General features: G+C 72.4%; 17 protein-coding genes and 1 riboswitch. Of the genes, 5 read left to right on the forward strand and 12 right to left on the reverse strand.

The window, feature by feature from the left end; translation table 11 throughout:
* Nucleotides 1-35: 35 nt before the first annotated feature.
* The 10 genes from OG245_RS05195 to ribD all read right to left on the reverse strand — a co-directional run bounded on the left by OG245_RS05195 (nucleotide 36) and on the right by ribD (nucleotide 8614).
* Complete coding sequence (locus tag OG245_RS05195; protein ID WP_371622370.1) at nucleotides 36-1142, reverse strand: hemolysin family protein; 1107 nt, start codon at nucleotides 1140-1142, stop codon at nucleotides 36-38.
* On the reverse strand, nucleotides 1139-2497 hold the full coding sequence (locus OG245_RS05200; RefSeq protein ID WP_371622371.1) for a hemolysin family protein: 1359 nt from the start codon (nucleotides 2495-2497) through the stop codon (nucleotides 1139-1141). The genes OG245_RS05195 and OG245_RS05200 overlap by 4 nt, the downstream gene beginning before the upstream one ends.
* A 193-nt stretch (nucleotides 2498-2690) precedes the next feature.
* Complete coding sequence (locus OG245_RS05205) at nucleotides 2691-3161, reverse strand: PH domain-containing protein (protein ID WP_371622372.1); 471 nt, start codon at nucleotides 3159-3161, stop codon at nucleotides 2691-2693.
* 32 nt (nucleotides 3162-3193) lie between these two features.
* A complete protein-coding gene (hisG, locus tag OG245_RS05210) occupies nucleotides 3194-4042 on the reverse strand; it encodes an ATP phosphoribosyltransferase (protein ID WP_371622373.1) in 849 nt (282 codons plus the stop codon).
* Between the two features lie 91 nt (nucleotides 4043-4133).
* Nucleotides 4134-4406: a phosphoribosyl-ATP diphosphatase gene (locus tag OG245_RS05215; protein ID WP_371622374.1), complete on the reverse strand. Its 273-nt coding sequence runs from the start codon at nucleotides 4404-4406 to the stop codon at nucleotides 4134-4136.
* 35 nt (nucleotides 4407-4441) lie between these two features.
* Nucleotides 4442-4927, reverse strand: a complete 486-nt coding sequence (gene ribH / locus OG245_RS05220) for a 6,7-dimethyl-8-ribityllumazine synthase (RefSeq protein WP_007453188.1) — start codon at nucleotides 4925-4927, stop codon at nucleotides 4442-4444.
* Between the two features lie 41 nt (nucleotides 4928-4968).
* On the reverse strand, nucleotides 4969-6267 hold the full coding sequence (locus OG245_RS05225; RefSeq protein ID WP_371622375.1) for a bifunctional 3,4-dihydroxy-2-butanone-4-phosphate synthase/GTP cyclohydrolase II: 1299 nt from the start codon (nucleotides 6265-6267) through the stop codon (nucleotides 4969-4971).
* Entirely contained in the window at nucleotides 6264-6908 is a 645-nt protein-coding gene (locus OG245_RS05230; RefSeq protein ID WP_371622376.1) for a nicotinamide riboside transporter PnuC, read from the reverse strand. The genes OG245_RS05225 and OG245_RS05230 overlap by 4 nt, the downstream gene beginning before the upstream one ends.
* On the reverse strand, nucleotides 6905-7513 hold the full coding sequence (locus tag OG245_RS05235; RefSeq protein ID WP_371622377.1) for a riboflavin synthase: 609 nt from the start codon (nucleotides 7511-7513) through the stop codon (nucleotides 6905-6907). The genes OG245_RS05230 and OG245_RS05235 overlap by 4 nt, the downstream gene beginning before the upstream one ends.
* Nucleotides 7514-8614: a bifunctional diaminohydroxyphosphoribosylaminopyrimidine deaminase/5-amino-6-(5-phosphoribosylamino)uracil reductase RibD gene (gene ribD / locus OG245_RS05240; RefSeq protein ID WP_371622378.1), complete on the reverse strand. Its 1101-nt coding sequence runs from the start codon at nucleotides 8612-8614 to the stop codon at nucleotides 7514-7516. It abuts the gene before it with no gap.
* A 173-nt stretch (nucleotides 8615-8787) separates the two neighbouring features.
* Nucleotides 8788-8918, reverse strand: a riboswitch (FMN riboswitch).
* A 290-nt stretch (nucleotides 8919-9208) separates the two neighbouring features.
* On the opposite strand from ribD, the gene OG245_RS05245 reads away from it, so the two are divergent.
* Nucleotides 9209-11572: a chitinase C-terminal domain-containing protein gene (locus tag OG245_RS05245; RefSeq protein ID WP_371622379.1), complete on the forward strand. Its 2364-nt coding sequence runs from the start codon at nucleotides 9209-9211 to the stop codon at nucleotides 11570-11572.
* Nucleotides 11573-11735: 163 nt separating this feature from the next.
* Complete coding sequence (locus tag OG245_RS05250; RefSeq protein WP_371622380.1) at nucleotides 11736-12482, forward strand: SDR family oxidoreductase; 747 nt, start codon at nucleotides 11736-11738, stop codon at nucleotides 12480-12482.
* A 71-nt stretch (nucleotides 12483-12553) separates the two neighbouring features.
* On the opposite strand, the gene OG245_RS05255 is transcribed toward OG245_RS05250, so the two are convergent.
* On the reverse strand, nucleotides 12554-13744 hold the full coding sequence (locus OG245_RS05255) for an ROK family transcriptional regulator (protein ID WP_371622381.1): 1191 nt from the start codon (nucleotides 13742-13744) through the stop codon (nucleotides 12554-12556).
* A gap of 158 nt (nucleotides 13745-13902) precedes the next feature.
* On the opposite strand from OG245_RS05255, the gene OG245_RS05260 reads away from it, so the two are divergent.
* The 3 genes from OG245_RS05260 (at nucleotide 13903) to OG245_RS05270 (ending at nucleotide 17773) form a co-directional block, all read left to right on the forward strand.
* A complete protein-coding gene (locus OG245_RS05260) occupies nucleotides 13903-15132 on the forward strand; it encodes an MFS transporter (protein WP_371622382.1) in 1230 nt (409 codons plus the stop codon).
* A gap of 167 nt (nucleotides 15133-15299) precedes the next feature.
* The gene (locus tag OG245_RS05265) at nucleotides 15300-16688 is read left to right on the forward strand and encodes a uracil-xanthine permease family protein (protein WP_371622383.1); all 1389 of its coding nucleotides are present in this window, start codon (nucleotides 15300-15302) and stop codon (nucleotides 16686-16688) included.
* Nucleotides 16689-16867: 179 nt separating this feature from the next.
* Complete coding sequence (locus OG245_RS05270) at nucleotides 16868-17773, forward strand: LLM class flavin-dependent oxidoreductase (RefSeq protein ID WP_371622384.1); 906 nt, start codon at nucleotides 16868-16870, stop codon at nucleotides 17771-17773.
* 89 nt (nucleotides 17774-17862) lie between these two features.
* On the opposite strand, the gene car is transcribed toward OG245_RS05270, so the two are convergent.
* Nucleotides 17863-21381 carry a carboxylic acid reductase gene (car, locus tag OG245_RS05275; protein WP_371622385.1) on the reverse strand — a complete coding sequence of 1173 codons (3519 nt, stop codon included), beginning with the start codon at nucleotides 21379-21381 and terminating at the stop codon, nucleotides 17863-17865.
* Nucleotides 21382-21441: the final 60 nt, after the last annotated feature.

The raw sequence follows: 21441 nt of genomic DNA on the forward strand, positions 1-21441 counted from the left end.
GGGGGCGTTCGCTCCCGGCGCGGCGCGGTCCTGCCTCAGTGCACGAGCGCCCCGGGCGCCGGAAGCGCCGGCGCCTTCGGCGCGTCCACCGTGTGGCGGGGCACCGAGACCGTCCGGTGGGCCGGGTCCCGGACCTCTCCCACCAGCGTCTCCAGGACGTCCTCCATGGCGACCAGGCCGAGGATCCGGCCCGAGGCGTCCGCGACCTGCGCCAGGTGCGTGGCGGCGCGGCGCATCACGGTCAGCGCGTCGTCCAGCGGGAGTTCGGCCCGTACGGTCGCCATCGGGCGCCAGAGCTGCTGCGGAACGGCGCGGTCGGCGTCCTCCAGCTCCAGGACGTCCTTGACGTGGAGGTAGCCCATGAAGGGGCTATCGCCGTCCGCGCAGACCGGGAAGCGGGAGAAGCCCGTGCGCACGGTCAGCGCCTCGATCCGGCGCGGGGTCACGGACGGGTCGACCGTGACCAGGGACGCCCGCCCCAGCAGGACGTCGGCGACGGGTCTGCTGCCCAGTTCGAGGGCGTCCTCCAGGCGTGTCGCCGCCTCGGGTCCCAGGAGGCCGGCCTGTCCGGAGTCCCCCACGAGCCGGTTGAGCTGCTCGCTGGTGAAGACGGCCTCCACCTCGTCCTTCGGCTCGACGCCGAACAGCCGCAGCACGAGGCCGGCGCAGGCGCCCAGTGCGGTGGTGACCGGGCGGCAGAGCCGGGCGAAGGCGACCAGACCGGGGCTCAGCCACAGTGCGGTCCGCTCGGGCGCCGCCATCGCGAGGTTCTTCGGGACCATCTCTCCGATGACCAGGTGCAGGACGACCACGGACAGGAGCGCGAGGGCGAAGCCGAGGGGGTGGACGAGTCCGTCGGGTACGTGCGCCGCGTGGAAGAGCGGCTCCAGGAGATGGGCGAGCGTCGGCTCGGCGACGGCTCCGAGGGTGAGGGAGCAGACGGTGATGCCGAACTGGGCGGCGGCCATCATCTGCGGCAGGTTCTCCAGGCCGTGCAGGACCGTGCGGGCCCGGCCGGAGCCCTGGGCGGCGAGCGGTTCGATCTGGCTGCGGCGTACGGAGACGAGGGCGAACTCGGCGCCGACGAAGAAGCCGTTCGCCGTTACGAGGAGGGCGGCGAGGAGGAGTTGGAGCATGCTCATCGCGCGGCCTCCAGCAGTGCCGGTGCGGCCCTGTCCGGCCGCGGTTCGGGCATCCGGGTGAAACGGACCCGTTCGGCGCGGTTGTGGCCGACCTGGCGGACGGAGATCCGCCAGCCGGGGAGGTCGGCCCGGTCGCCGGGGGCGGGGATGCGGCCCAGCAGTCCGGCGACGAGCCCGGCGACGGTCTCGTAGGGCCCCTCGGGCACATCGAGTCCGCTGCGGCGCAGGGTGTGCACCCGGCAGCTGCCCTCGGCGTCCCACACCGGGCGGCCGTCCTCGCCGGGGGCGGCGGTCAGCTCGGGGCGGCCCGCGCCCTCGGCGTCGTGCTCGTCGCGGACCTCTCCGACGAGCTCCTCGATGATGTCCTCCAGGGTGACGACGCCGGCGGTGCCGCCGTACTCGTCGACGACCACGGCTATCGGCTGTTCGTGGCGCAGCCGCCGCAGCAGTGCCTCCACCGGGAGCGTCCCGGGCACCAGGAGCGGGGGGACGGCGATCCGTCCGGCCGGGGTGCGCAGGCGGTCGGGGGCGGGGACGGCGAGGGCGTCCTTGAGGTGGACCATGCCGATGACCTCGTCGATGCGGTCCCGGTAGACGGGGAAGCGGGAGAGGCCGGTGGCGCGGGTGAGGTTGAGGACGTCCGCGGCGGTCGCGGTGGAGTGCAGGGCGCTGACCTTCACCCGGGGGGTCATGACGTGCTGGGCGGTGAGACCGGCCAGCGAGAGGGTCCGGACGAAGAGGTCGGCGGTGTCCTGTTCGAGTGCCCCGGCCTCGGCGGAGTGCCGGGCCAGGGAGACCAGCTCGCCCGGGGTCCGGGCGGAGGCCAGTTCGTCGGTGGGCTCGACGCCCAGGAGCCGCACCAGCCGGTTGGCCAGGGCGTTGAGGAGGGTGATCACCGGACGCAGGAGCGCGGCGAAACGGGCCTGCGGTCCGGCGACGAATCGGGCCACCTGGAGCGGCCGGGAGACCGCCCAGTTCTTCGGGACGAGTTCGCCGACGATCATCTGGACGGCGGAGGCCAGCAGCATGCCGATGACGACGGCGACACCGGACACCGCGCCCGAGGGCAGTCCGGTGGCGGTGAGGGGTCCGGCGAGCAGCTGGGCGAGGGCCGGTTCGGCGAGCATGCCCACCACCAGCGAGGTGATGGTGATGCCGAGCTGGGTGCCGGAGAGCTGGAAGGAGAGTTCGCGCAGGGCTTCGACGACGGTACGGGCCCGTCGGTCGCCTTCGGCGGCGGCGCGCTCCGCGTCGGCCTTCTCCACGGTGACGAGCCCGAATTCGGCTGCCACGAAGAATCCGTTGGCGAGGATGAGGAGGAAGGCCGCTCCGAGGAGCAGCAGGGGGGTGGTCATGAGGCCGCCGCCTCCGGGGAAGGGGCGGCGCAGGTACTACCGGACGATCCGTCCATTGCTGGAGGGAGTCACTCCTTGGGTCGCAGGGAAGGCCCCGCGGGCCCGGGAGCGGGCCGTGGTACGGGCGGGGCGGGGCGCGCGGGGCGCCGCCGCCCACCAGAGTAGCCAGGAAGGCCGCGCGCGGGGCAGGGGCTCAGCCGCCGGCCGGGGTGTCGTCGCTCCCGGAGCCGCGCGACTCGGCGAGGGAGCGCAGGGCGCGGGCGTCGCGGATGGCCTGCTGCTTGGCCAGGCCGGGCTGGATGCCGAGGGCGGGCAGGCTCGTTCCGTCGCTGAGGTCGAGGAAGACCCAGGGGTCGCCGGAGCGCAGGTTGACGCGGAGGATCTCCTCCCACGCCAGCCTGCGGGTCAGAGTGAGGTTGACGACCGTGACCCCGGTGTCGTCGGCGGTGACCCTGGGCCTGCTGAGCAGGGCCAGGACGCCGAAGAAGAGCGCCGCGACGAAGACGAAGGTGACCCGCTCCCCCGGGTTGAGCCGCTCCAGCATCAGCGCGATGACGGTGATGACGAGGAACATCGCCAGGCCCGTGCTCAGCAGGACCACCCGGGTGAGGGTGGGCCGGAAGGTGACCGGCAGGGTGGGCTGTTCGGGCCTGGGCGCGGACATCGGGTCTTCTCTCGGGAGGTGCGGGCGGGCCGTCAGAGGCGGCAGGCGTGGATGGCCGTGGTGAGGATGGCGCGGGCGCCGAGTTCGTACAGGTCGTCCATGATCCGCTGGGCTTCCTTGGCGGCGACCATGGAGCGGACGGCGACCCAGCCCTCGTGGTGCAGCGGGGAGATGGTCGGCGACTCCAGGCCCGGGGTGAGGGCGACGGCGCGCTCCAGGTGCTCGACGCGGCAGTCGTAGTCCATCATCACGTAGGACCGGGCGACCAGGACGCCCTGGAGGCGGCGGAGGAACTGCTGCACCTTGGGGTCGTCGGCGGGAGCGCCGTCGCGGCGGATGACGACGGCCTCGGAGGTCATGATCGGCTCGCCGATCACTTCGAGTCCGGCGTTGCGCAGGCTGGTGCCGGTCTCCACCACGTCGGCGATGATCTGGGCGACGCCCAGCTCGATGGCGGTCTCGACCGCGCCGTCGAGGTGGACGACGGAGGCCCTGACGCCGGCCTTTTCGAGGTGGTCGGCGACGATGCCCTCGTAGGAGGTGGCGATCGTCATGCCGTCGAAGTCCTGCGGGCCCGCGGCGGTGCCGGGCTTGGTGGCGTAGCGGAAGGTGGAGCGGGCGAAGCCGAGCTGGAGGATCTCCTCGGAGTCGGCCCCGGAGTCCAGCAGCAGGTCGCGGCCGGTGATGCCGATGTCGAGCTTGCCGGAGCTGACGTAGATCGCGATGTCGCGGGGGCGGAGGTAGAAGAACTCGACCTCGTTCCCGGGGTCGACCAGGACCAGTTCCTTCGACTCCTTGCGCTGCTGGTAGCCGGCCTCATGGAGCATCGCCATCGCAGGCCCGGAGAGTGAACCCTTGTTGGGAACGGCGATGCGCAGCATGAGGTCGGCTTCCTTCGTGCGGAGGGAGTGTGCGGGCGGTTTCGCGGTGGTGCCACCCGGGCCGGGCCCGGGGAACGGCGTGGAGGTCGGCTCAGAGATGGGCGTAGACGTCGTCGAGCGTGATCCCGCGGGCGACCATCATCACCTGGACGTGGTACAGCAGCTGGGAGATCTCCTCGGCGGCTGCCTCCTTGCTCTCGTACTCGGCCGCCATCCAGACCTCGGCGGCCTCCTCGACGACCTTCTTGCCGATGGCATGCACGCCCTTGCCCACCAGTTCGGCGGTGCGGGAGGTCGCGGGGTCGCCCTCGGCGGCCTTGAGCTGGAGCTCGGTGAAGAGCTCTTCGAAGGTTTTGTCAGCCATGATGGTCCTCAGAATACGGGGTCGCCGGAGGGCACTCAGCGCCAGGGTTCGCTGACGGTGCGCAGCGTGGCGGCGGTGGCCACGGCGGCGGTGACCGCTTCGTGCCCCTTGTCCTCGTTGGACCCTTCGAGGCCGGCCCGGTCCAGCGCCTGCTCCTCGGTGTCGCAGGTCAGTACGCCGAAGCCGACGGGAACACCGGTGTCGACGGTGACCTGGGTGAGGCCGAGGGTGACGCCCTGGGAGACGTACTCGAAGTGGGGGGTGCCGCCCCGGATGACCACGCCGAGGGCGACGATCGCGTCGTAGCCGCGTCCGGCGAGCACCTTGGCGACGACGGGCAGCTCGAAGCTGCCCGGGACGCGGAGGAGGGTCGGTTCGTCGATGCCCAGCTCGCGCAGGGCGCGCAGGGCGCCGTCGACGAGTCCGTCCATGACCTTCTCGTGCCACTGGGCCGCGATCACGGCCACGCGCAGGTCGCCGCAGTTGCGTACGGACAGTTCGGGTGCACCCTTGCCGCTCATGTCTCTCCTGTTGCTGGTTACGTGGTGTGCGGTGGTTCGCGTTACTGGTTGGCGCAGGTCGACGCGGGGGCGCCGTCCAGCCAGGGCAGGTCGTGGCCCATGCGGTCGCGCTTGGTACGCAGATAGCGCAGGTTGTGCTCGCCGGCCTGGACGGGCATGGGTTCCCGGCCGGTGACGGCGAGGCCGTGGCGGACGACGGCGGCGGTTTTGTCGGGGTTGTTGGTCATCAGCCGCAGGCTGCGCACGCCGAGGTCCGCGAGGATCTGGGCGCCCGCCGCGTAGTCGCGGGCGTCGGCGGGCAGGCCGAGCTCCAGGTTGGCGTCGAGGGTGTCCACGCCGCGTTCCTGGAGTTCGTACGCGCGCAGCTTGGAGAGCAGGCCGATGCCGCGTCCCTCGTGGCCGCGCAGGTAGACGACGACGCCCCGGCCCCGCTCGGTGATGCGCCGCATGGAGGCGTGCAGCTGGGGGCCGCAGTCGCAGCGCTGGGACTGGAAGATGTCGCCGGTCAGGCACTCGGAGTGGATCCGGACGAGGACGTCCTCCCCGTCGCCGAGGTCGCCGTGGACCAGGGCGACGTGTTCGACGCCGTCGACGCTGGAGCGGTAGCCGTACGCGGTGAAGTCGCCGAACGCGGTGGGCAGCCGGGTCTCGGCCTCGCGGCGGACGGTCGGCTCGCTGCTGCGGCGGTAGGCGATCAGGTCCTCGATGGAGATGATCGTCAGGCCGTGCTTGCGGGCGAAGGGGATCAGCTCGGGCAGCCGGAGCATGACGCCGTCCTCGCCCGCGATCTCGACGATGGCCCCGGCGGGGCGGAGGCCGGCGAGCCGGGCGAGGTCGACGGCGGCCTCGGTGTGGCCGTTGCGGACGAGGACGCCGCCGGAGCGGGCGCGCAGCGGGAAGATGTGGCCGGGCCGGACGAAGTCGCCGGGGCCGGCGACGCCGCCCGCGAGCATGCGCAGGGTGGTGGCGCGGTCGGCGGCGGAGATGCCGGTGGTGACGCCGTGCTCCGCGGAGGCGTCGACGGAGACGGTGAACGCGGTCCGCATCGACTCGGTGTTGTGCTCGACCATCTGCGGGAGGTCGAGGCGTTCCAGCTCGTCGCTCTCCATGGGCGCGCAGATCAGGCCGCGGCACTCGCTCATCATGAAGGCGACGATCTCCGGGGTGGCCTTCTCGGCGGCGATGACGAGGTCGCCCTCGTTCTCGCGGTCCTCGTCGTCCACGACGACGACGGGCCGGCCGGCGGCGATGTCCCGGACGGCCTGCTCGACCGGGTCCAGGGAGAGGTTCTCGGGGAGCGGTTCGTGGTCGGGGTGCAGCCAGGTGGGCTGGGCAGTCATGCCGTGGCTCCTTCCAGAGCGGGTGTCCGCGTGCGCAGCCACCAGTCGCGCATCCCCCACAGGACGAGGGCGCCGTAGATGACGTAGACGAAGCCGGAGAAGGCGAATCCGTTGGCGAAGTTCAGCGGGACGCCGACCAGGTCGACGAGGAGCCAGGCGAACCAGAACTCGACCATGCCGCGGGCCTGGGCGTACATCGCGACGACGGTGCCGACGAAGATGTACGCGTCCGGCCACGGGTCCCAGGACAGCGACGGGAAGGCGGTGAACAGGCCGCCGACGGCGAGCGTGCCGAGAGCGGCGGCGCCGATCAGCACGCCGCGCTCGCGCCAGGTGGCGAAGCGGACGGCTATGGAGCCGTCCTGGGCCTGCTGCTTGCCGCGGTTCCAGGACCACCAGCCCCACAGGGCGACGACGATCACGACCAGCTGCTTGCCCGCGCTGCCGGAGAGGTGCGCGGAGGCGAAGGCGACGAGCAGGATCACGCCGGAGAGGAGCTGGGCGGGCCAGGTCCAGATCGAGCGCCGCCAGCCGAGGGCCAGGGCGATCAGGCCGACGGTGTTGCCGATCATGTCCGACCACTTGATGTGCTGGCCGAACACGGTGAAGGCCTCGGAGTTGAGCCAGTTCGCGAGGTTCATCGCGGGTCCTGTCCGGCCCGGTCGCCGAGCAGCCGCTCGACGTACTTGGCGAGGACGTCCACCTCCAGGTTGACCGGGTCGCCGGGCTGTTTGCGGCCGAGCGTGGTCAGGGCGAGGGTGGTGGGGATGAGGCTGATGGTGAAGTGGTCGGCCGCCGCGTCGACGACGGTGAGGCTCACGCCGTCGACGGTGATGGAGCCCTTCTCCACGACGTACCGGGTCAGCTCGGGCGGCAGGGAGACCTTGACGAGCTCCCAGTGCTCGGAGGGGGTGCGCTCGACGATGGTGCCGGTGCCGTCCACATGGCCCTGGACGATGTGTCCGCCGAGCCGGCCGCCGAGCGCCATCGGGCGCTCCAGGTTGACCCGGGAGCCGGTGGTGAGCGCGCCGAGGCTGGAGCGCTTCAGCGTCTCCGCCATCACGTCGGCGGTGAACTCGCCGTCGGAGGTGTCCACGACGGTGAGGCAGACGCCGTTCACCGCGATCGAGTCGCCGTGCTTGGCGCCCTCGGTGACGACGGGGCCGCGCAGCCGGAAGCGGGAGGCGTCGGCCAGCTGCTCGACGGCGGTGATCTCACCCAGTTCTTCGACAATTCCGGTGAACACTCAGTTTCCCTTCCGAGCAGGGGCGGGGACGGCGGTGATACGCAGATCGGGGCCGATCGGCACGGTCTCGGTCACATCGAGGCGCAACGCCTCGGCGATCGTGGAGATTCCGGCGTCGGCGAGGGCGGCGGGGCCCGCGCCGAGCAGGACCGGGGCGAGATAGCCGACGACCTTGTCGACCTTTCCCGCGGCGACGAACGCGCCGGCGAGGGTGGGGCCGCCTTCGAGGAGTACGGAGAGGACGCCGCGCCCGTGCAGGGCCCCGAGGAGGGCGTCGAGGTCGAGGCCGGGTCCGGCGGCGGCACGGGGCAGGCGCAGGACGGCGGCCCCGGGAAGGTGGCCGGCCGGGGCGTCGTCGGCGACGGCGACGAGGGTGGGCGCGGTGTCGTCCAGGACCCGGGCGCCGGGCTTCACCGCGGTGGCGTTCGTGTCGACGACGACCCGCAGCGGCTGGGTGACGCCGTCGATGCCGCGTACCGCGAGCTGGGGGTCGTCGGTGCGGGCGGTGCCGGAGCCGACGAGCACGGCGTCGGCCTCGGCGCGCAGCCGGTGGACGTCGGCGCGGGCCTCGGGCGAGGTGATCCAGCGGCTGGTGGCGTCGGCTGCGGCGATCCGGCCGTCGAGGGTGGCGGCGTACTTCCACAGGACGTACGGCCGCCCGAGGCGCACCGAGGTCAGCCAGGCGGCGTTGCCCGCCTCGGCCTCCTCCGCGAGGAGGCCCTGCTCGGCCCGGACCCCGGCGTGGCGCAGGGTGTCGCCGCCGCCCGCGGCCCCAGGGTTCGGGTCGGCGACGGCGTACACGACGCGGCTGATCCCGGCGGCCAGGAGGGCCTGGGAACAGGGGCCGGTGCGGCCGGTGTGGTCACAGGGTTCGAGGGTGACGTAGGCGGTGCCGCCGCGGGCCCGTCCGCCGGCCGCGCGCAGGGCGTGGACCTCGGCGTGCGGCCCTCCGGCGCGCTGGTGGAAGCCTTCGCCGACGACGGCTCCGGCGGCGTCGGTGATCACGCATCCGACGACCGGATTGGGGCTGGTGGAGCCGAGACCGCGCGCCGCGAGTGTGATCGCTCGGCGCATGGCGGTGATGTCGGCTGCGGTGTCCACCGGGTCCTCCTGCCTCTTCGGGCACGGACTCCGGGGCCTGTCGATGACGACAGATAGAGCGGCTCACCAGCGGAAACGCCGAAAACCCGCGAACGGGAACGCCAGGAACGCACGGCGTCACGGGAGAATCCCGGCCATGCGTCCGCCGACGGCGGCGTACCGATGACGACCCGCCGCGCACTGCCTCCCATCCGGACTTTCACCGTCGGTCCAGGAATCTCACCTGGTCAACCGGCCGCTGGCTGCGGACGGGTCGCGGACTATAACCGCCGGTTCGGAATTGCACCGACCCCGGAGTGCGCTGCTACTGGTACGGAACCAGTCTGCCACGGACGCCTCACGGCCATGCGGGTGAGCACTGTGGGCTGGGTCACAGGAAACCTGGCGCGTTTCCGTCGGCGAGAAGTCGACAACGTAGTCATCGGGAAAGTTGACGGCTAAAGGTCCAGACCTATTGACGCACTGGTCTAGTCCTCTTAATCTCTGCGTCACCTCCGAGGTTCGGTCCGGCGGTGTGCGCACACCAGGACCCCGACACGACCCACCCCCCTTTGCCAGTTGTGTTCTGCCGACCTCCCCAGGAGGAACGTCCACATGCTGTCCCCCACCCGAGCGAGAGCCACGCTCCTCGCCGCCGGCGCCGCTGTCGCCGGTCTGCTGATGACCTCCCTCGCCGCCACCCCGTCGGCCGCCGCCACCGACCACGAGTCCTGTCGCCCCGACGGGCTGTACAAGACCTCCGGCGTCGACACCCCGTACTGCACCGTCTACGACGGTGAGGGACGCGAGAAGATGGGCGCCGACCACAAGCGCCGCGTCATCGGCTACTTCACCAACTGGCGTACCGGCAAGGACGGCAAGGACGCCTACCTGGTCCCCGACATCCCCTGGGACAAGGTCACGCACCTCAACTACGCCTTCGCGCACGTCGACAGCTCCAACAAGCTCTCGGTCGGCCCCGACAGCGCCGACAACGCCTCCACCGGGATGACCTGGCCCGGTGTCGCGGGCGCCGAGATGGACCCGACGCTCCCGTACAAGGGTCACTTCAACCTGCTGACCAAGTACAAGAAGCAGCACCCCGACGTGAAGACCCTGGTCTCCGTGGGCGGCTGGGCCGAGACCGGCGGCTACTTCGGCCCGGACGGCAAGCGCGTCAACTCCGGCGGCTTCTACTCGATGGCGACCAACGCCGACGGCTCGGTCAACCAGACCGGCATCAACACGTTCGCCGACTCGGCCGTCACCTTCATCAAGAAGTACGGCTTCAACGGCGTCGACATCGACTACGAGTACGCGACGTCCATGAAGGACGCGGGCAACCCCATGGACCACACGCTGGCCAACGGCCGCCGCGCGGGCCTGGTGAAGGGCTACGACGCCCTGATGAAGACCCTGCGCGAGAAGCTGGACCGCGCGGGCGCCGCCGACGGCAAGCACTACCTCCTGACCGTCGCCGCCCCGTCCTCCGGCTACCTGCTGCGGGGCATGGAGACGTACCAGATGCAGAAGTACCTGGACTACGTCAACATCATGTCCTACGACCTGCACGGCGCCTGGAACGAGTACGTCGGCCCGAACGCCCAGCTGTTCGACGACGGCAAGGACAACGAGCTGGCGCAGGCCGGTGTCTACACCACCTCGCAGTACGGCGGGGTCGGCTACCTCAACACCGACTGGGCCTACCACTACTTCCGCGGCTCGATGCCGGCCGGCCGCATCAACATCGGCCTGCCGTACTACACCCGCGGCTTCAAGAACGTGCAGGGCGGCACCGACGGCCTGTGGGGCAAGGCGGCCACGACCACCTGCCCGGCGGGCGCGGGTCTGACCAAGTGCGGTGACGGCGCCGTCGGCATCGACAACCTGTGGCACGACAAGGACGACAACGGCAAGGAATCGCCGGCCGGTTCCAACCCGATGTGGCACGCGAAGAACCTGGAGAAGGGCATCGCCGGCGACTACCTCGCCGACTACGGCTTCCCCGCGAACACCCAGCTGACCGGCACCTACGTCCGCAAGTACGACTCCACGCTGGTCGCCCCGTGGCTGTGGAACGCCCAGAAGAAGGTGTTCCTCTCCACCGAGGACGAGCAGTCGGTGAAGGCCAAGGCCGACTACGTCGTGGACAAGGGCATCGGCGGGACGATGATCTGGGAGCTGGCGGGCGACTACCAGTGGAACGCGGCGAAGGGCCAGTACGAGAGCGGCGAGACGCTGACCACCGCGATGTACGACGCCTTCAAGTCGGCGGCCCCGTACGGCGCGAAGCGCTCCACGGTCACCCTGCCCACCGAGGCCGTCAACATCGACGTCTCCTTCAACCAGTTCGCGCTCGGTGACTCCAACTACCCGATCAGCCCGAAGCTGAAGATCACCAACCGGACCCAGGCCACGCTGCCCGGCGGCACGGAGTTCCAGTTCGACTACTCCACCTCCGCCCCGGCCAACGCCAAGGACCAGTCCGGCTTCGGTACGTCGATCATCCGCAGCGACCACACGGCCGCCAACAACATCGGCGGGCTCAAGGGCCCCTACAACCGGGTCTCCCTGAAGCTCCCGGCCTGGCAGACGCTGGCCCCCGGCGCCTCGGTGGAGCTGGACTTCGTCTACTACCTGCCGACCTCCACCCCGTCCAACTGGACCGTGACCTTCGGCGGGAAGTCCTACTCGCTCGCCGGTGACCTGGCGCGCGGCACCACCGCCGTCGAGCCCGGCACCGGGACCAACCCCACGCCGACCCCGACGCCGACCCCGACCGGCCCGACGCCGACGCCGACCCCGACGCAGCCGGGCGGCAGCTGCGCGGCCCCGGCCTGGAACGCGGCCACCGAGTACGGCGGCGGCTCCACCGTCAGCCACGGCGGCCACCAGTGGAAGGCCTCGTGGTGGACGAAGGGCGAGACGCCCGGATCCGCCGGCCAGTGGGGCGCCTGGAAGGACCTCGGCGCCTGCTGAACCCTCCTGCGACCGCCCGGTGGTGAGCGGCTCCACCCCTCCGTCCACCACCGGGCGACCAGCCCTGTCGTCCCCGGCCCCGGCGTCCACCGCCGGGGCCGGGGGCGTTGCCGGGGCCGGGTGCCTTCCGGCGGGCCGGACCCCGTTCTGGCAGGCTGGCCCCATGACGACGATTCTGGTCACCGGCGCCACCGGAACCCTGGGCCGGCAGGTCGCGGAGCAGCTGCGCACCGAAGGCGCCGACGTCCGCGGTCTCAGCCGCCGATCCCCCTCGTACGCCGTCGATCTGCGCGACGGCAAGGGCCTGGACGCGGCGGTCGAGGGAGCGGACGCGATCGTCCACTGCGCCTCGGCCCCGCGCGGTGGCGACGACCTGGCGGCGGGGTATCTCATCGACGCGGCGAGGCGGGCCGGGACGCCGCATCTCCTCTACATCTCGATCGTCGGCGTGGACCGGCTGCCGCTGGGCTACTACACGATCAAGCACCGGGTCGAGCGGATGATCGAGGACTCCGGGCTCGGCTGGACGATCCTGCGGACCACGCAGTTCCACGACCTGGTCCTGCGCGTCCTGGCCGGCGCGGCGAAGCTGCCCGTGCTGCCGGCGCCCTCCGGTGTCCAGGTCCAGCCGGTCGACAGCGGCGAGGTCGCCGACCGGCTGGCGGACCTGGCGCTGGGCGGACCGGCGGGCCGGGTTCCCGACCTGGGCGGCCCGGAGGTCCGCGGGTTCACGGACCTGGCGGGGGCGTTCCTGCGGGCCACCGGACGCAAGCGGCGGGTGGTGCCGGTCCGGCTGGCCGGCAAGGCGTACGCCGGCTACCGGCGCGGCGACCACCTGGCGCCCGAACACGCCACGGGCAGCGTGACGTTCGAGGAGTTCCTCGACCGCCGTCACCGCCACCCGGCCTGAACCGGACCGCCTTCCCCGGCCGCGTACGCGCGGCTCCGGCCGGGGAAGGCGGACGTGGAACTCCGGCCGGTTCAGCCCTCCGGCGCGAACAGCGCGTCCTGCGCCGCGTCCCGGGCGGTGAGCAGCGCACCGCGCAGCACGGCCCCGTCGCCCAGCGAACCGGCCCGGACCTCGGTCCGCAGGGGTGACATCGCGGCGAGCCGCTCCTCGACCCGGGCGGCGAGCGCGGCGCCGCCCGCGTGACCGACCGCCCCCGCGAGCAGGACGCAGCCGGGGTCGAGCACCGAGACCACGGCGGCGGCGCCCAGCGCGAGGCGGTCCGCCAGCTCCTTCAGGAAGGGCTCGCCCGCCGCCCCCGCCTCCAGGGCGGCCCGCACCGCGTCCACGGCCGCCGCCTCCTCCCGGCCGTCGGTCACCGCGACGGGGTCCACGAGGCCGTGCGCGGCGGCGAGTTCGCAGAGGGCGGCGGAGCCGGTCAGCGAGTGGAAGCCGCCCTCGCAGTTGACCGCCGAGGGCAGCCCGCCGACTCCCGGGACGGGGAGGAACCCGATCTCCCCCGCACCGCCGGACGCCCCCTGACGCAGCTTGCCGTCCAGCATGACGGCGGCCCCGACCCCCTGGCCCAGCCAGAGCAGGACGAAGGTCTCCCGGTCGCGGGCCGCGCCCGCCCGGTGTTCCGCGACGGCCGCGAGGTTGGTCTCGTTCTCCACCAGGACCGTGGCGGGCAGCCGCCGCTGGAGCTCCCGGACCAGGCCCCGGTGCCAGGCGGGCAGGCCGGTGCTGTCGCGCAGTTCGCCGGTGCCGGGGTCGATCAGCCCCGGCGCTCCGACCCCGACGCTGTGCAGGGGGACGGACCCGGCCGCGCGGGCGGTGCGCTCCAGCAGCGCGACGGCCAGCCCGACCGCGGGCTCGGTGCCGGTGTCGCTGCCGATGGGCAGGGAGCCCTCGGCGAGCGTGGCCCCCACCAGGTCGGTGACGACCACGCTGACGCTTCCCAGACGCACGTCGAGCGCCGCGAGATGGGCCCGGTCCGCGACGATCCCGTACAGCCGGGCGTTGGGTCCGCGGCGGACGGCCCCGGACTCGCCCACGACCTGGATCAGCCCGGCCCCCTGGAGCCGTTCGACGAGGTCGGCGACGGTCGGGCGGGAGAGTCCGGTCGACGTCTTGAGCTGGGTGGCCGTCAGCGGGCCGTCCTGCTGGAGCAGCCGCAGGGCGAGCCGGTCGTTGATGGCCCGAGCCGTGCTCGGAGATGCGGGCATACCGGGATCCTTCCAGATCGCCGCCCCGCCGCTTCCCGGGGCGGCGAAGTAACGACTATTTATCAGGCAGGGTTCCTGATAGTTTACGGCCCGCATCGTCGCACGGGAGCGCCGGGACCACCGGCGTCCGAGCATTCCCAGGGGAGGGACACGACGGCATGAGAGACGACCCGACCGTCACGGTCTACAGCACGGAGCAGGTGAAGCGGGCGCGGATCGCCATCGCCGCGGTCTTCACCGTCCACGGGGCGGTGACCGGCAGCTTCGCGACCCGGGTGCCGTGGATCCAGGACCACGCCGGGGTGAGCGCGGGCCAGCTCGGTCTGGCGCTGGCCTTCCCGGCGATCGGCGCGTCGATCGCGATGCCGCTCGCCGGCCGGATCAGCCACCGGTTCGGCGCGCGGACCGCCCTGCGGACGCTGCTGGCACTGTGGACGCTGGCGCTGATCCTGCCCGCGCTCGCGCCGAGCCTGGTCGCGCTGTGCGCGGCGCTGTTCGTCTACGGGGCGACGGCCGGGATGTCCGACGTGGCGATGAACGCGCTGGGCATCGAGGTGGAGAACCGTCTCGACAAGTCGATCATGTCGGGCCTGCACGGCATGTGGAGCGTGGGCGCGCTGATCGGTTCGGCGGCGGGCACCGTCGCCGCGCACACCGCGACCGACGCCCGGCTCCACCACGCCGTCGCCGCCCTGGTGCTGACGACCCTGGGCCTGATCGCCTGCCGGGGCGTCCTCGATCTCCAGAGCCGCCCGGACGAGGAACCGCCGCCGCGCTTCACGCTGCCGCCGAAGTCGGCCCTGATCATCGGGGCGATCGGGTTCTGCGCGGTGTTCGCGGAGGGCGCGAGCCTGGACTGGTCGGCGGTCTACCTGCGGGACGTCCTGGACAGCTCGGACGGTCTCGCCGCGGCGTCCACCACGGCGTTCACCCTGACGATGGCCCTGGCCCGGATCGCCGGGGACCGCATCGTCGACCGCTTCGGCGCGGTCCGCACGGTGCGCACCGGCGGCCTCATGGCCACCGCGGGCGGGCTGCTGGTCGTGTTCTCGCCCTCCCCCGCGGCCGCGATGTGCGGCTTCGCACTGCTGGGCCTCGGTGTGGCGGTCGTGGTCCCGCTGGCCTTCGCGGCGGCCGGGCGCAGCGGACCGAACCCGAGTCAGGCCATCGCGGGCGTCGCCACCATCACGTACACCTCCAGCCTGATCGCCCCCTCCGCGATCGGCTCGCTGGCCGAGGCCACCTCGCTGGTGGTGTCGTTCGGCGTGGTGACCGCACTGGCCTTCGGCCTGGTGCTGGGCGCGGGCGTGCTGCGGTCGGCCGACCGCAAGGTCACCGGCTCGGCGGCCGGGAGCGGTACGACGGCCAAGAGCGCGACCGGAAGCTGACGGGACGGGGCGGCGGCGCGCACGGGTGCGGCGGCGCGCGGCGGGAGACCTCCGCGCGGCCGCCGCTCGGCGCACCACTACCATGGCGCTGATCTTTTCCGCAGGTGAACACCGAACACCGGGTCGCAGACCGGCCGGCACACCGAGCAGACCTTCAGGGAGCAACCATGAGTCTCGGCGTGCGCTGGAGACTGCACGGCGACGGGAAGAACCTCGCACCGGGCGAGATCGTGAGGCCGGACGAACGGCTCACCTGGGGGCGCACCGCCGGTCTCGGGGCACAGCACGTGGTCTCGATGATCGGGGCCTGCTTCGTCGCCCCGATCCTGATGGGCCTGGACGCCAACCTCGCCGTCATGGCCTCCGGTGCGGCCACCATCCTCTTCCTGCTCATCACCCGTGGCCGCATTCCCAGCTATCTCGGCAGCAGCCTGTCGTTCATCGGCGTGGCCGCGGTCATCCAGACCCAGGGCGGCGACGCGGCGACCCTCACCGGCGCGCTGCTGGTCGTCGGCGCGGTCCTCTTCCTGTGCGGGGCGGCCATCCGCGCCCTCGGCGCCCGTGTCATCCACGCCGTCCTGCCGCCGGTGGTCACCGGCGCGGTGGTCATGCTGATCGGCTTCAACCTGGCTCCCGTCACGGCCGGCACCTACTGGCCGCAGGACCAGTGGACCGCGCTGCTCACCATGGTCTTCACGGGCTTCGGCCTCGTCGTGCTGCGAGGCTTCTGGTCCCGTATCGCGATCTTCCTCGGCCTCGCCTTCGGCTACCTGGTCTCCTGGGTCTTCGACCGCGTCTTCGGCAAGATCCACTCCCCCGCCGGAGGCACCGAACCGGTCGACCACTGGCGCCTGGACCTCTCGGGGGTGGCCGAGGCCGACTGGATCGGCCTTCCCACCCTCCACGCCCCGAGCTTCTCGCTCTCCGCGGTGCTCGTCGCCCTGCCCGTCGTCATCGCGCTCATCGCCGAGAACGCCGGACACGTCAAGGCCGTGGGCGAGATGACCGGCGACCCGCTGGACGACAAGCTCGGCACGGCGATCATGGCCGACGGCGCTGCCACCGTGATGGCGACGTCGGTCGGCGGTCCCGCGACGACCACGTACGCCGAGAACATCGGCGTCATGGCCGCCACCCGCGTCTACTCGACCGCCGCCTACTGGTGCGCCGCCGGCTTCGCGATCCTGTTCGGTCTCTGCCCCAAGTTCGGCGCCGTCGTGGCCGCCATCCCCGGCGGTGTCCTCGGCGGGATCACCGTCATCCTCTACGGCATGATCGGCCTGCTCGGCGCCCAGATCTGGGTCCGCTCACGCGTCGACCTGTCCAACCCGCTCCACCTCGTGCCCGTGGCCGCGGGGCTCATCGTGGGCATCGGCAACGTGAGCCTGAAGCTCACCGACAACTTCGAGCTGAGCGGCATCGCGCTGGGCACGCTGATCGTCCTCGTCGGCTACCACGCCCTCCGGGCCCTGGCTCCCGCCCACATGAAGGCCGAACCGCCGCTCACCGATGCGGACAACCCGGGGTACGACCGGGGGCTGCCGGGCGGGTCGTGAGCGCGGACTCCGCGGATGGGCCGAGACGCCCGAGGCGACTCCCGCGGGCCGTCTTCCGTCGGACGTGCCGCATTGGCCGGATTCGAGGGTGTGGTCTAGAGATCTCCTGACTCCGCGCCGAGGCGCGTGATCAGTACTGTCGGGATCCCCGGGAAGCAGCAACGAATCTGGAGTCCCCCGTGCGCATCAGCGTCTGTATCCTGCCCGACCGTCCGTTCCGGGAGGCGGCCGCGAGCTGGCGGCACGCCGAGGAGCTGGGCTTCCACGCCGCCTACACCTACGACCACATCACCTGGGCCGGACTGCCGGACAGCGCCTGGTACGGGGCGATGCCCACGCTGGCCGCCGCCGCCGGGGTCACCTCGCGGATCAGGATCGGCACGCTGGTGACGTCGCCGAACTACCGCCACCCGGTGCCCCTCGCCCACGACGTCGTCACGCTGGACGCCATCAGTGAGGGCCGCTTCGTCCTCGGCTTCGGCGCCGGCTCGCCGGACGCCGACGCCTTCGTGCTCGGCCAGGGCGAGCACGGCAAGGGCTGGTCGGTGCACGAACGCGGCGGCCGGTTCCGCGAGTCCGTGGAACTCCTGGACCGGCTGCTGACCGGAACGCCCGACGGCCGCAAGCGGACGACCTTCCTCGGCCGCTACTACGAGGCCGTCGACGCCGGGCTGGAGCCGGGCTGCGTCCAGCGGCCGAGGGTGCCGTTCGTGCTGGCGGCGAACGGTCCGCTGGGGATGCGCACCGTCGCGCGGTACGGCGCCTCATGGGTCGTCACCGACCAGGGGGACGTGCCCAGGCAGGAGCGGACCGCGTCCTGGACCTGGTCGGTGCTCGCGCGGCGTATGGAGCAGCTGGACGAGGCGTGCGAACGGGAGGGCCGCGACCCGAAGTCCCTGGACCGTACGCTGCTGACCGGTTTCTCCCTGCTGCCGACGACGGAGTCCGCACAGGCGTTCGCGGACGTCGCGGGGCGGTGCGCCGAGCTGGGGTTCACCGAGATCGTGGTCCACTACCCGCGCGAGTCCGGGTTCTTCGCGAGTCCCCGTCACGTCATCGAGGAGATCGCCCCCGCCAACGGCTGAGCGCCCCCTGCCGCGCCTCCCGGCCCCGTCCACCGCGATCGTGGACGGGGCCGGGTCCGTACCCGGAGGCCGCTGCGCGCGGAGACCGCTCAGAGCAGGCCGTGCAGCCGCAGGTCGGCCACGCACTTGGCGAGGTACGGGGGCGAGAGCGACGGCACCCGTCCCTCCCCCACCCCGAGGGCGCCGACCGCCGTGCTGAACCGGGTGGCCGGCACGGCGGAGCCCGCCCTCGGTACGCCCGGCCGGGCGTACGCCCGCATCAGCGGCAGCAGCGACAGCCGGCGCTGGTGGTCGGGCAGACCGCGCAGAGCCGCCTCGGTGCGCATGTGCCACTGCCGGTGGTCGTCGAACCGGGCGATCGGGTGGCCCGCCTCGATCAGCCAGTCCACGAACTCGTCCCAGGAGATCCCGTCGTCGTGGGCGTTGACCGCGTTGTAGGTGACGTACCCGTCCTCGTTCCCGGCGCTGAGCGCGGTGATCGCCGCGGCGGTGAAGTCGACCGGCAGACCGCTGTAGTGCGCCCGCGAACGGTTGCCGTCCCGGTCGATCCCGTAGAAGGAGCGCGGCGCCATGCCGGTCGTGAGGACACTCAGGAGCAGCCGGCTGAACCGGTCGGTCAGGTTCAGCCCGCCGGGCAGGCTGCTGTGGGCCAGGATCATGTCCGGCCGGAACACCGTGACCGGCAGCCCCGCCCTCTCGTGCGCCTCGCGCAGCAGGACCTCGCCCGCCCACTTGCTCGTGGCGTATCCGTTCGCGTCGGAGTCGTCCAGCGGCCGTACCGGGGACACCGTGCGGATGTCGGCCGTCTCGTCGAGGAACGAGCCGTCGGGCAGCATCGCGGCCGCCACCGTCGACACATAGGCGAACCGCTTCGCCCGGCCGGTGAGCGCCAGCCCGATCAGCTCCGCCGTCGCGGCGACGTTCGGCGCGAACAGGCTCCGGTACGGCAGGACATGGTTGACCAGCGCCGCCGCGTGCACGATCTGGTCGGTCTGTTCGGCGAGCGACTCCCAGGCCGTCTCCGCCAGGCCCAGCCGTGGCGCCGACACATCGGCGGCCAGGACCGTCAGATGCCGCTCCGCGGCCGCGTCGAACCAGTCGGCGGGGTCGGCCACCGCGGCGCGCAGGCAGGCGAGCACACGCTGCCGTGCGGCCCCGTCGTCGGTGGCCCGGGCCAGGCAGGTCAGCCGGCCGCCCGTCTCGCGGACGCGCCGCAGCCAGTCGACCGCCAGGAACCGTCCGAGATACCCGGTCGCCCCGGTGACCAGGACGTTCCCGACGGAGGCCGGACCGGGCCGCGCGCCGCGCCCGGTGGCCAGGAGCCGCCCGTCGAGGAAGCGGTCGAGAGTCAGATCGGCGGCCCTCACCTCGTGCGCGTCGCCTCCGTGCACCGAGGCGAAGGTGGGGCGCGCCTCCCGGGCGTCCCGCGCCGGGCGGCCGAGCCGCTCCGCTATGCGGGCCAGCGTCGAGGAGGGCTGGAGGATGACCTGGATGGGCACCTCCTCGTCGAGGATCTGTTCGAGGACGGTCGAGAAGGTGTGTGCCGACAGGGAGTCGCCGCCCAGATCCGTGAAGGCGGCCTCCGCCCGGACGAGCGACGAGGGGCAGCCGAGGGTGATCTGCGCGGCGGCGCGGACCGCGTCCAGCGGCGTGACCTTCCCGCCCGCGGCCCGCAGTGCCGCGATCTGGCCCGCCCGGCCGGCCGCGATGTCCGCGTACAGCCGCTCCAGGCGCGGTGCGTAGCGCTCCTTCAGGGCGGGCCGCAGAATCTTGCCGGCCCCCGACAGCAGCCCGTTCGCCACCGTGAACGGCTGCCGCTCGACGACGACGTCGTGCGGGATCTCGTACGCGTGCAGGCCCGCACCGTGGGCGAGCTCCCGCAGGGAGTCCAGGACCGCGGTCCGTACGGCGTCGTCGTCGGCCCGTCCCAGGCGCTCGGCGTCGGGGACCACCACCGCCAGCGGGAACGCCTGCTCGCTGCTGCCGTACACATAGATCTGCGCGATGTGCGGGCTGGTCGTGTACAGCGCCTCCAGACCGGACACGGCGATGAACTCGCCCTGGGACAGCTTCACCACGTTGTTCATCCGGTCGACGTAGACCAGCCGGCCCGGCGCGGTCTCGGCGAAGACGTCGCCGGTGCGGTAGAAGCCGTCCTCGTCGAAGGCGCGGGCGGTGACCTCGGGCTGCTGGTAGTACCCGGGGAACAGCCCGACCGACTTCACCCTCAACTCGCCCCGGGGGTAGGGCTTGTCGGTGCTGAAGTACCCGAGTTCGGGAACGTCGGCCAGCCGGTGGCCGGTCACCGGCGGGCAGCGGACCACCTGGTCGACGACGATGGCCCGGGTCGTCTCCGTCGAGCCGTAGCAGTCGATGATCGGCGTGCCGAGGAGCGAGGCCGTGAAGGTGTGCATCGCCTCCGACAAGGGCGCGCTGCCGCACAGGGCGAAGACGATCCGGCCGCCGAGCATGTCGTCGCGGACCCGGGCGGACGCGGTCGCCTCGGCCTGCGGGCGGGGTGTGCCGGTGCGGCCGACGCGGTCGGCCTCCAGCAGGTACCGCTGGTACACCATGTCGCAGATCCTCGGCACCAGGCTGAGCACCGTGGGACGCGCCAGGCGGATGTCGTCGAACAGTGTCGACATGTCGCCGCGGGCCGCGTAATAGCCGGTGCCGCCGGCGGCGAGGCCGTTGACCAGCCAGGCGCGGCCGTTGACGTGGCTCATGGGCATGTAGTGCAGCACGAACACCGGGGTCCCGCTGCCGCCTCCGGCGTTCAGCCCGCTGCGGGCGTTCTGCCACATCCTCGTGATCATGGAGGCGGTGTAGATCGCGCCCTTGGGCGTGCCCGTGCTTCCGGAGGTGTAGATCAGCCCGACCAGCCGGTCCGGATCCCCGTCCTCGTACGGTTCCGCGGCGGGCAGCCGGGCGCCCCGGTCCACCTCGTCCACCAGCGGAACCACCTCGGCCCGCCCGTTCAGTCTGCCGCGGGCCGACGCGATCGCCTCCCGGTCGTCGTCCACCCGGGGGTCGTAGTCGAAGACCACCAGGCGCTCGATGGAGGCGGACGTGAGGACGGCGCCGACCGCGGCGTCGAGCGAGGCGACGTCGGCCGCGAGGATCCTCGGTCCCGTCTCGGCGACCACCGGAGCCAGCCGTGCGGCGGACGAGCCGGTGGGCAGCGGCACCGACACCGCACCCAGGTACATGCAGGCCAGGTCGATGACCGCGTAGTCGACACCGGTGAACCCCAGGGTCGCGACGAAGTCCCCGGCGCGCACACCGTCGGCGCCGTCGGCCCAGCCGGCCGCCAGCCGGCCGACCTGTTGCCACAGCTCGGCGTAGGTCAACGTGTCGAAGGAAGGCAGGAGTTCACGGGTGTGCCGGCCGGTGGCGGGGTCGCGGACGACACGGCCGGACCTGCGGGCGAGGGCCGTCCGGTCGGCGTACCCGTGCATGGCGGCCGCGATGACCCCCATGAGGCCGTCCTTGCGGCCCATCGCGTCGGCGACGTCGGGGGACGGTACCGCCCCGGCGAACTCGGGATCATCCGCGTACAGGGCCGCGATCCTCGATGCGACGTCGTGACCTGCCTGATGCTCGGACATGAGGGCTCCGGTGTGTGTGGAGTGGGATCAGCTGCGAGCGCGCGTGCGGGGCGGAGTGCG

It is taken from the genome of Streptomyces sp. NBC_01116 (assembly GCF_041435495.1).
Classification (GTDB): domain Bacteria; phylum Actinomycetota; class Actinomycetes; order Streptomycetales; family Streptomycetaceae; genus Streptomyces.

Excerpts from the sequence above, each read along its gene's own strand:
- OG245_RS05195 (WP_371622370.1), bottom strand. The coding sequence starts at position 1,142 with ATGAGCATGCTCCAACTCCTCCTCGCCGCCCTCCTCGTAACGGCGAAC.
- OG245_RS05200 (WP_371622371.1), bottom strand. The coding sequence starts at position 2,497 with ATGACCACCCCCCTGCTGCTCCTCGGAGCGGCCTTCCTCCTCATCCTC.
- OG245_RS05205 (WP_371622372.1), bottom strand. The coding sequence starts at position 3,161 with ATGTCCGCGCCCAGGCCCGAACAGCCCACCCTGCCGGTCACCTTCCGG.
- hisG (WP_371622373.1), bottom strand. The coding sequence starts at position 4,042 with ATGCTGCGCATCGCCGTTCCCAACAAGGGTTCACTCTCCGGGCCTGCG.
- OG245_RS05215 (WP_371622374.1), bottom strand. The coding sequence starts at position 4,406 with ATGGCTGACAAAACCTTCGAAGAGCTCTTCACCGAGCTCCAGCTCAAG.
- ribH (WP_007453188.1), bottom strand. The coding sequence starts at position 4,927 with ATGAGCGGCAAGGGTGCACCCGAACTGTCCGTACGCAACTGCGGCGAC.
- OG245_RS05225 (WP_371622375.1), bottom strand. The coding sequence starts at position 6,267 with ATGACTGCCCAGCCCACCTGGCTGCACCCCGACCACGAACCGCTCCCC.
- OG245_RS05230 (WP_371622376.1), bottom strand. The coding sequence starts at position 6,908 with ATGAACCTCGCGAACTGGCTCAACTCCGAGGCCTTCACCGTGTTCGGC.
- OG245_RS05245 (WP_371622379.1), top strand. The coding sequence starts at position 9,209 with ATGCTGTCCCCCACCCGAGCGAGAGCCACGCTCCTCGCCGCCGGCGCC.
- OG245_RS05250 (WP_371622380.1), top strand. The coding sequence starts at position 11,736 with ATGACGACGATTCTGGTCACCGGCGCCACCGGAACCCTGGGCCGGCAG.
- OG245_RS05255 (WP_371622381.1), bottom strand. The coding sequence starts at position 13,744 with ATGCCCGCATCTCCGAGCACGGCTCGGGCCATCAACGACCGGCTCGCC.
- OG245_RS05260 (WP_371622382.1), top strand. The coding sequence starts at position 13,903 with ATGAGAGACGACCCGACCGTCACGGTCTACAGCACGGAGCAGGTGAAG.
- OG245_RS05265 (WP_371622383.1), top strand. The coding sequence starts at position 15,300 with ATGAGTCTCGGCGTGCGCTGGAGACTGCACGGCGACGGGAAGAACCTC.
- car (WP_371622385.1), bottom strand. The coding sequence starts at position 21,381 with ATGTCCGAGCATCAGGCAGGTCACGACGTCGCATCGAGGATCGCGGCC.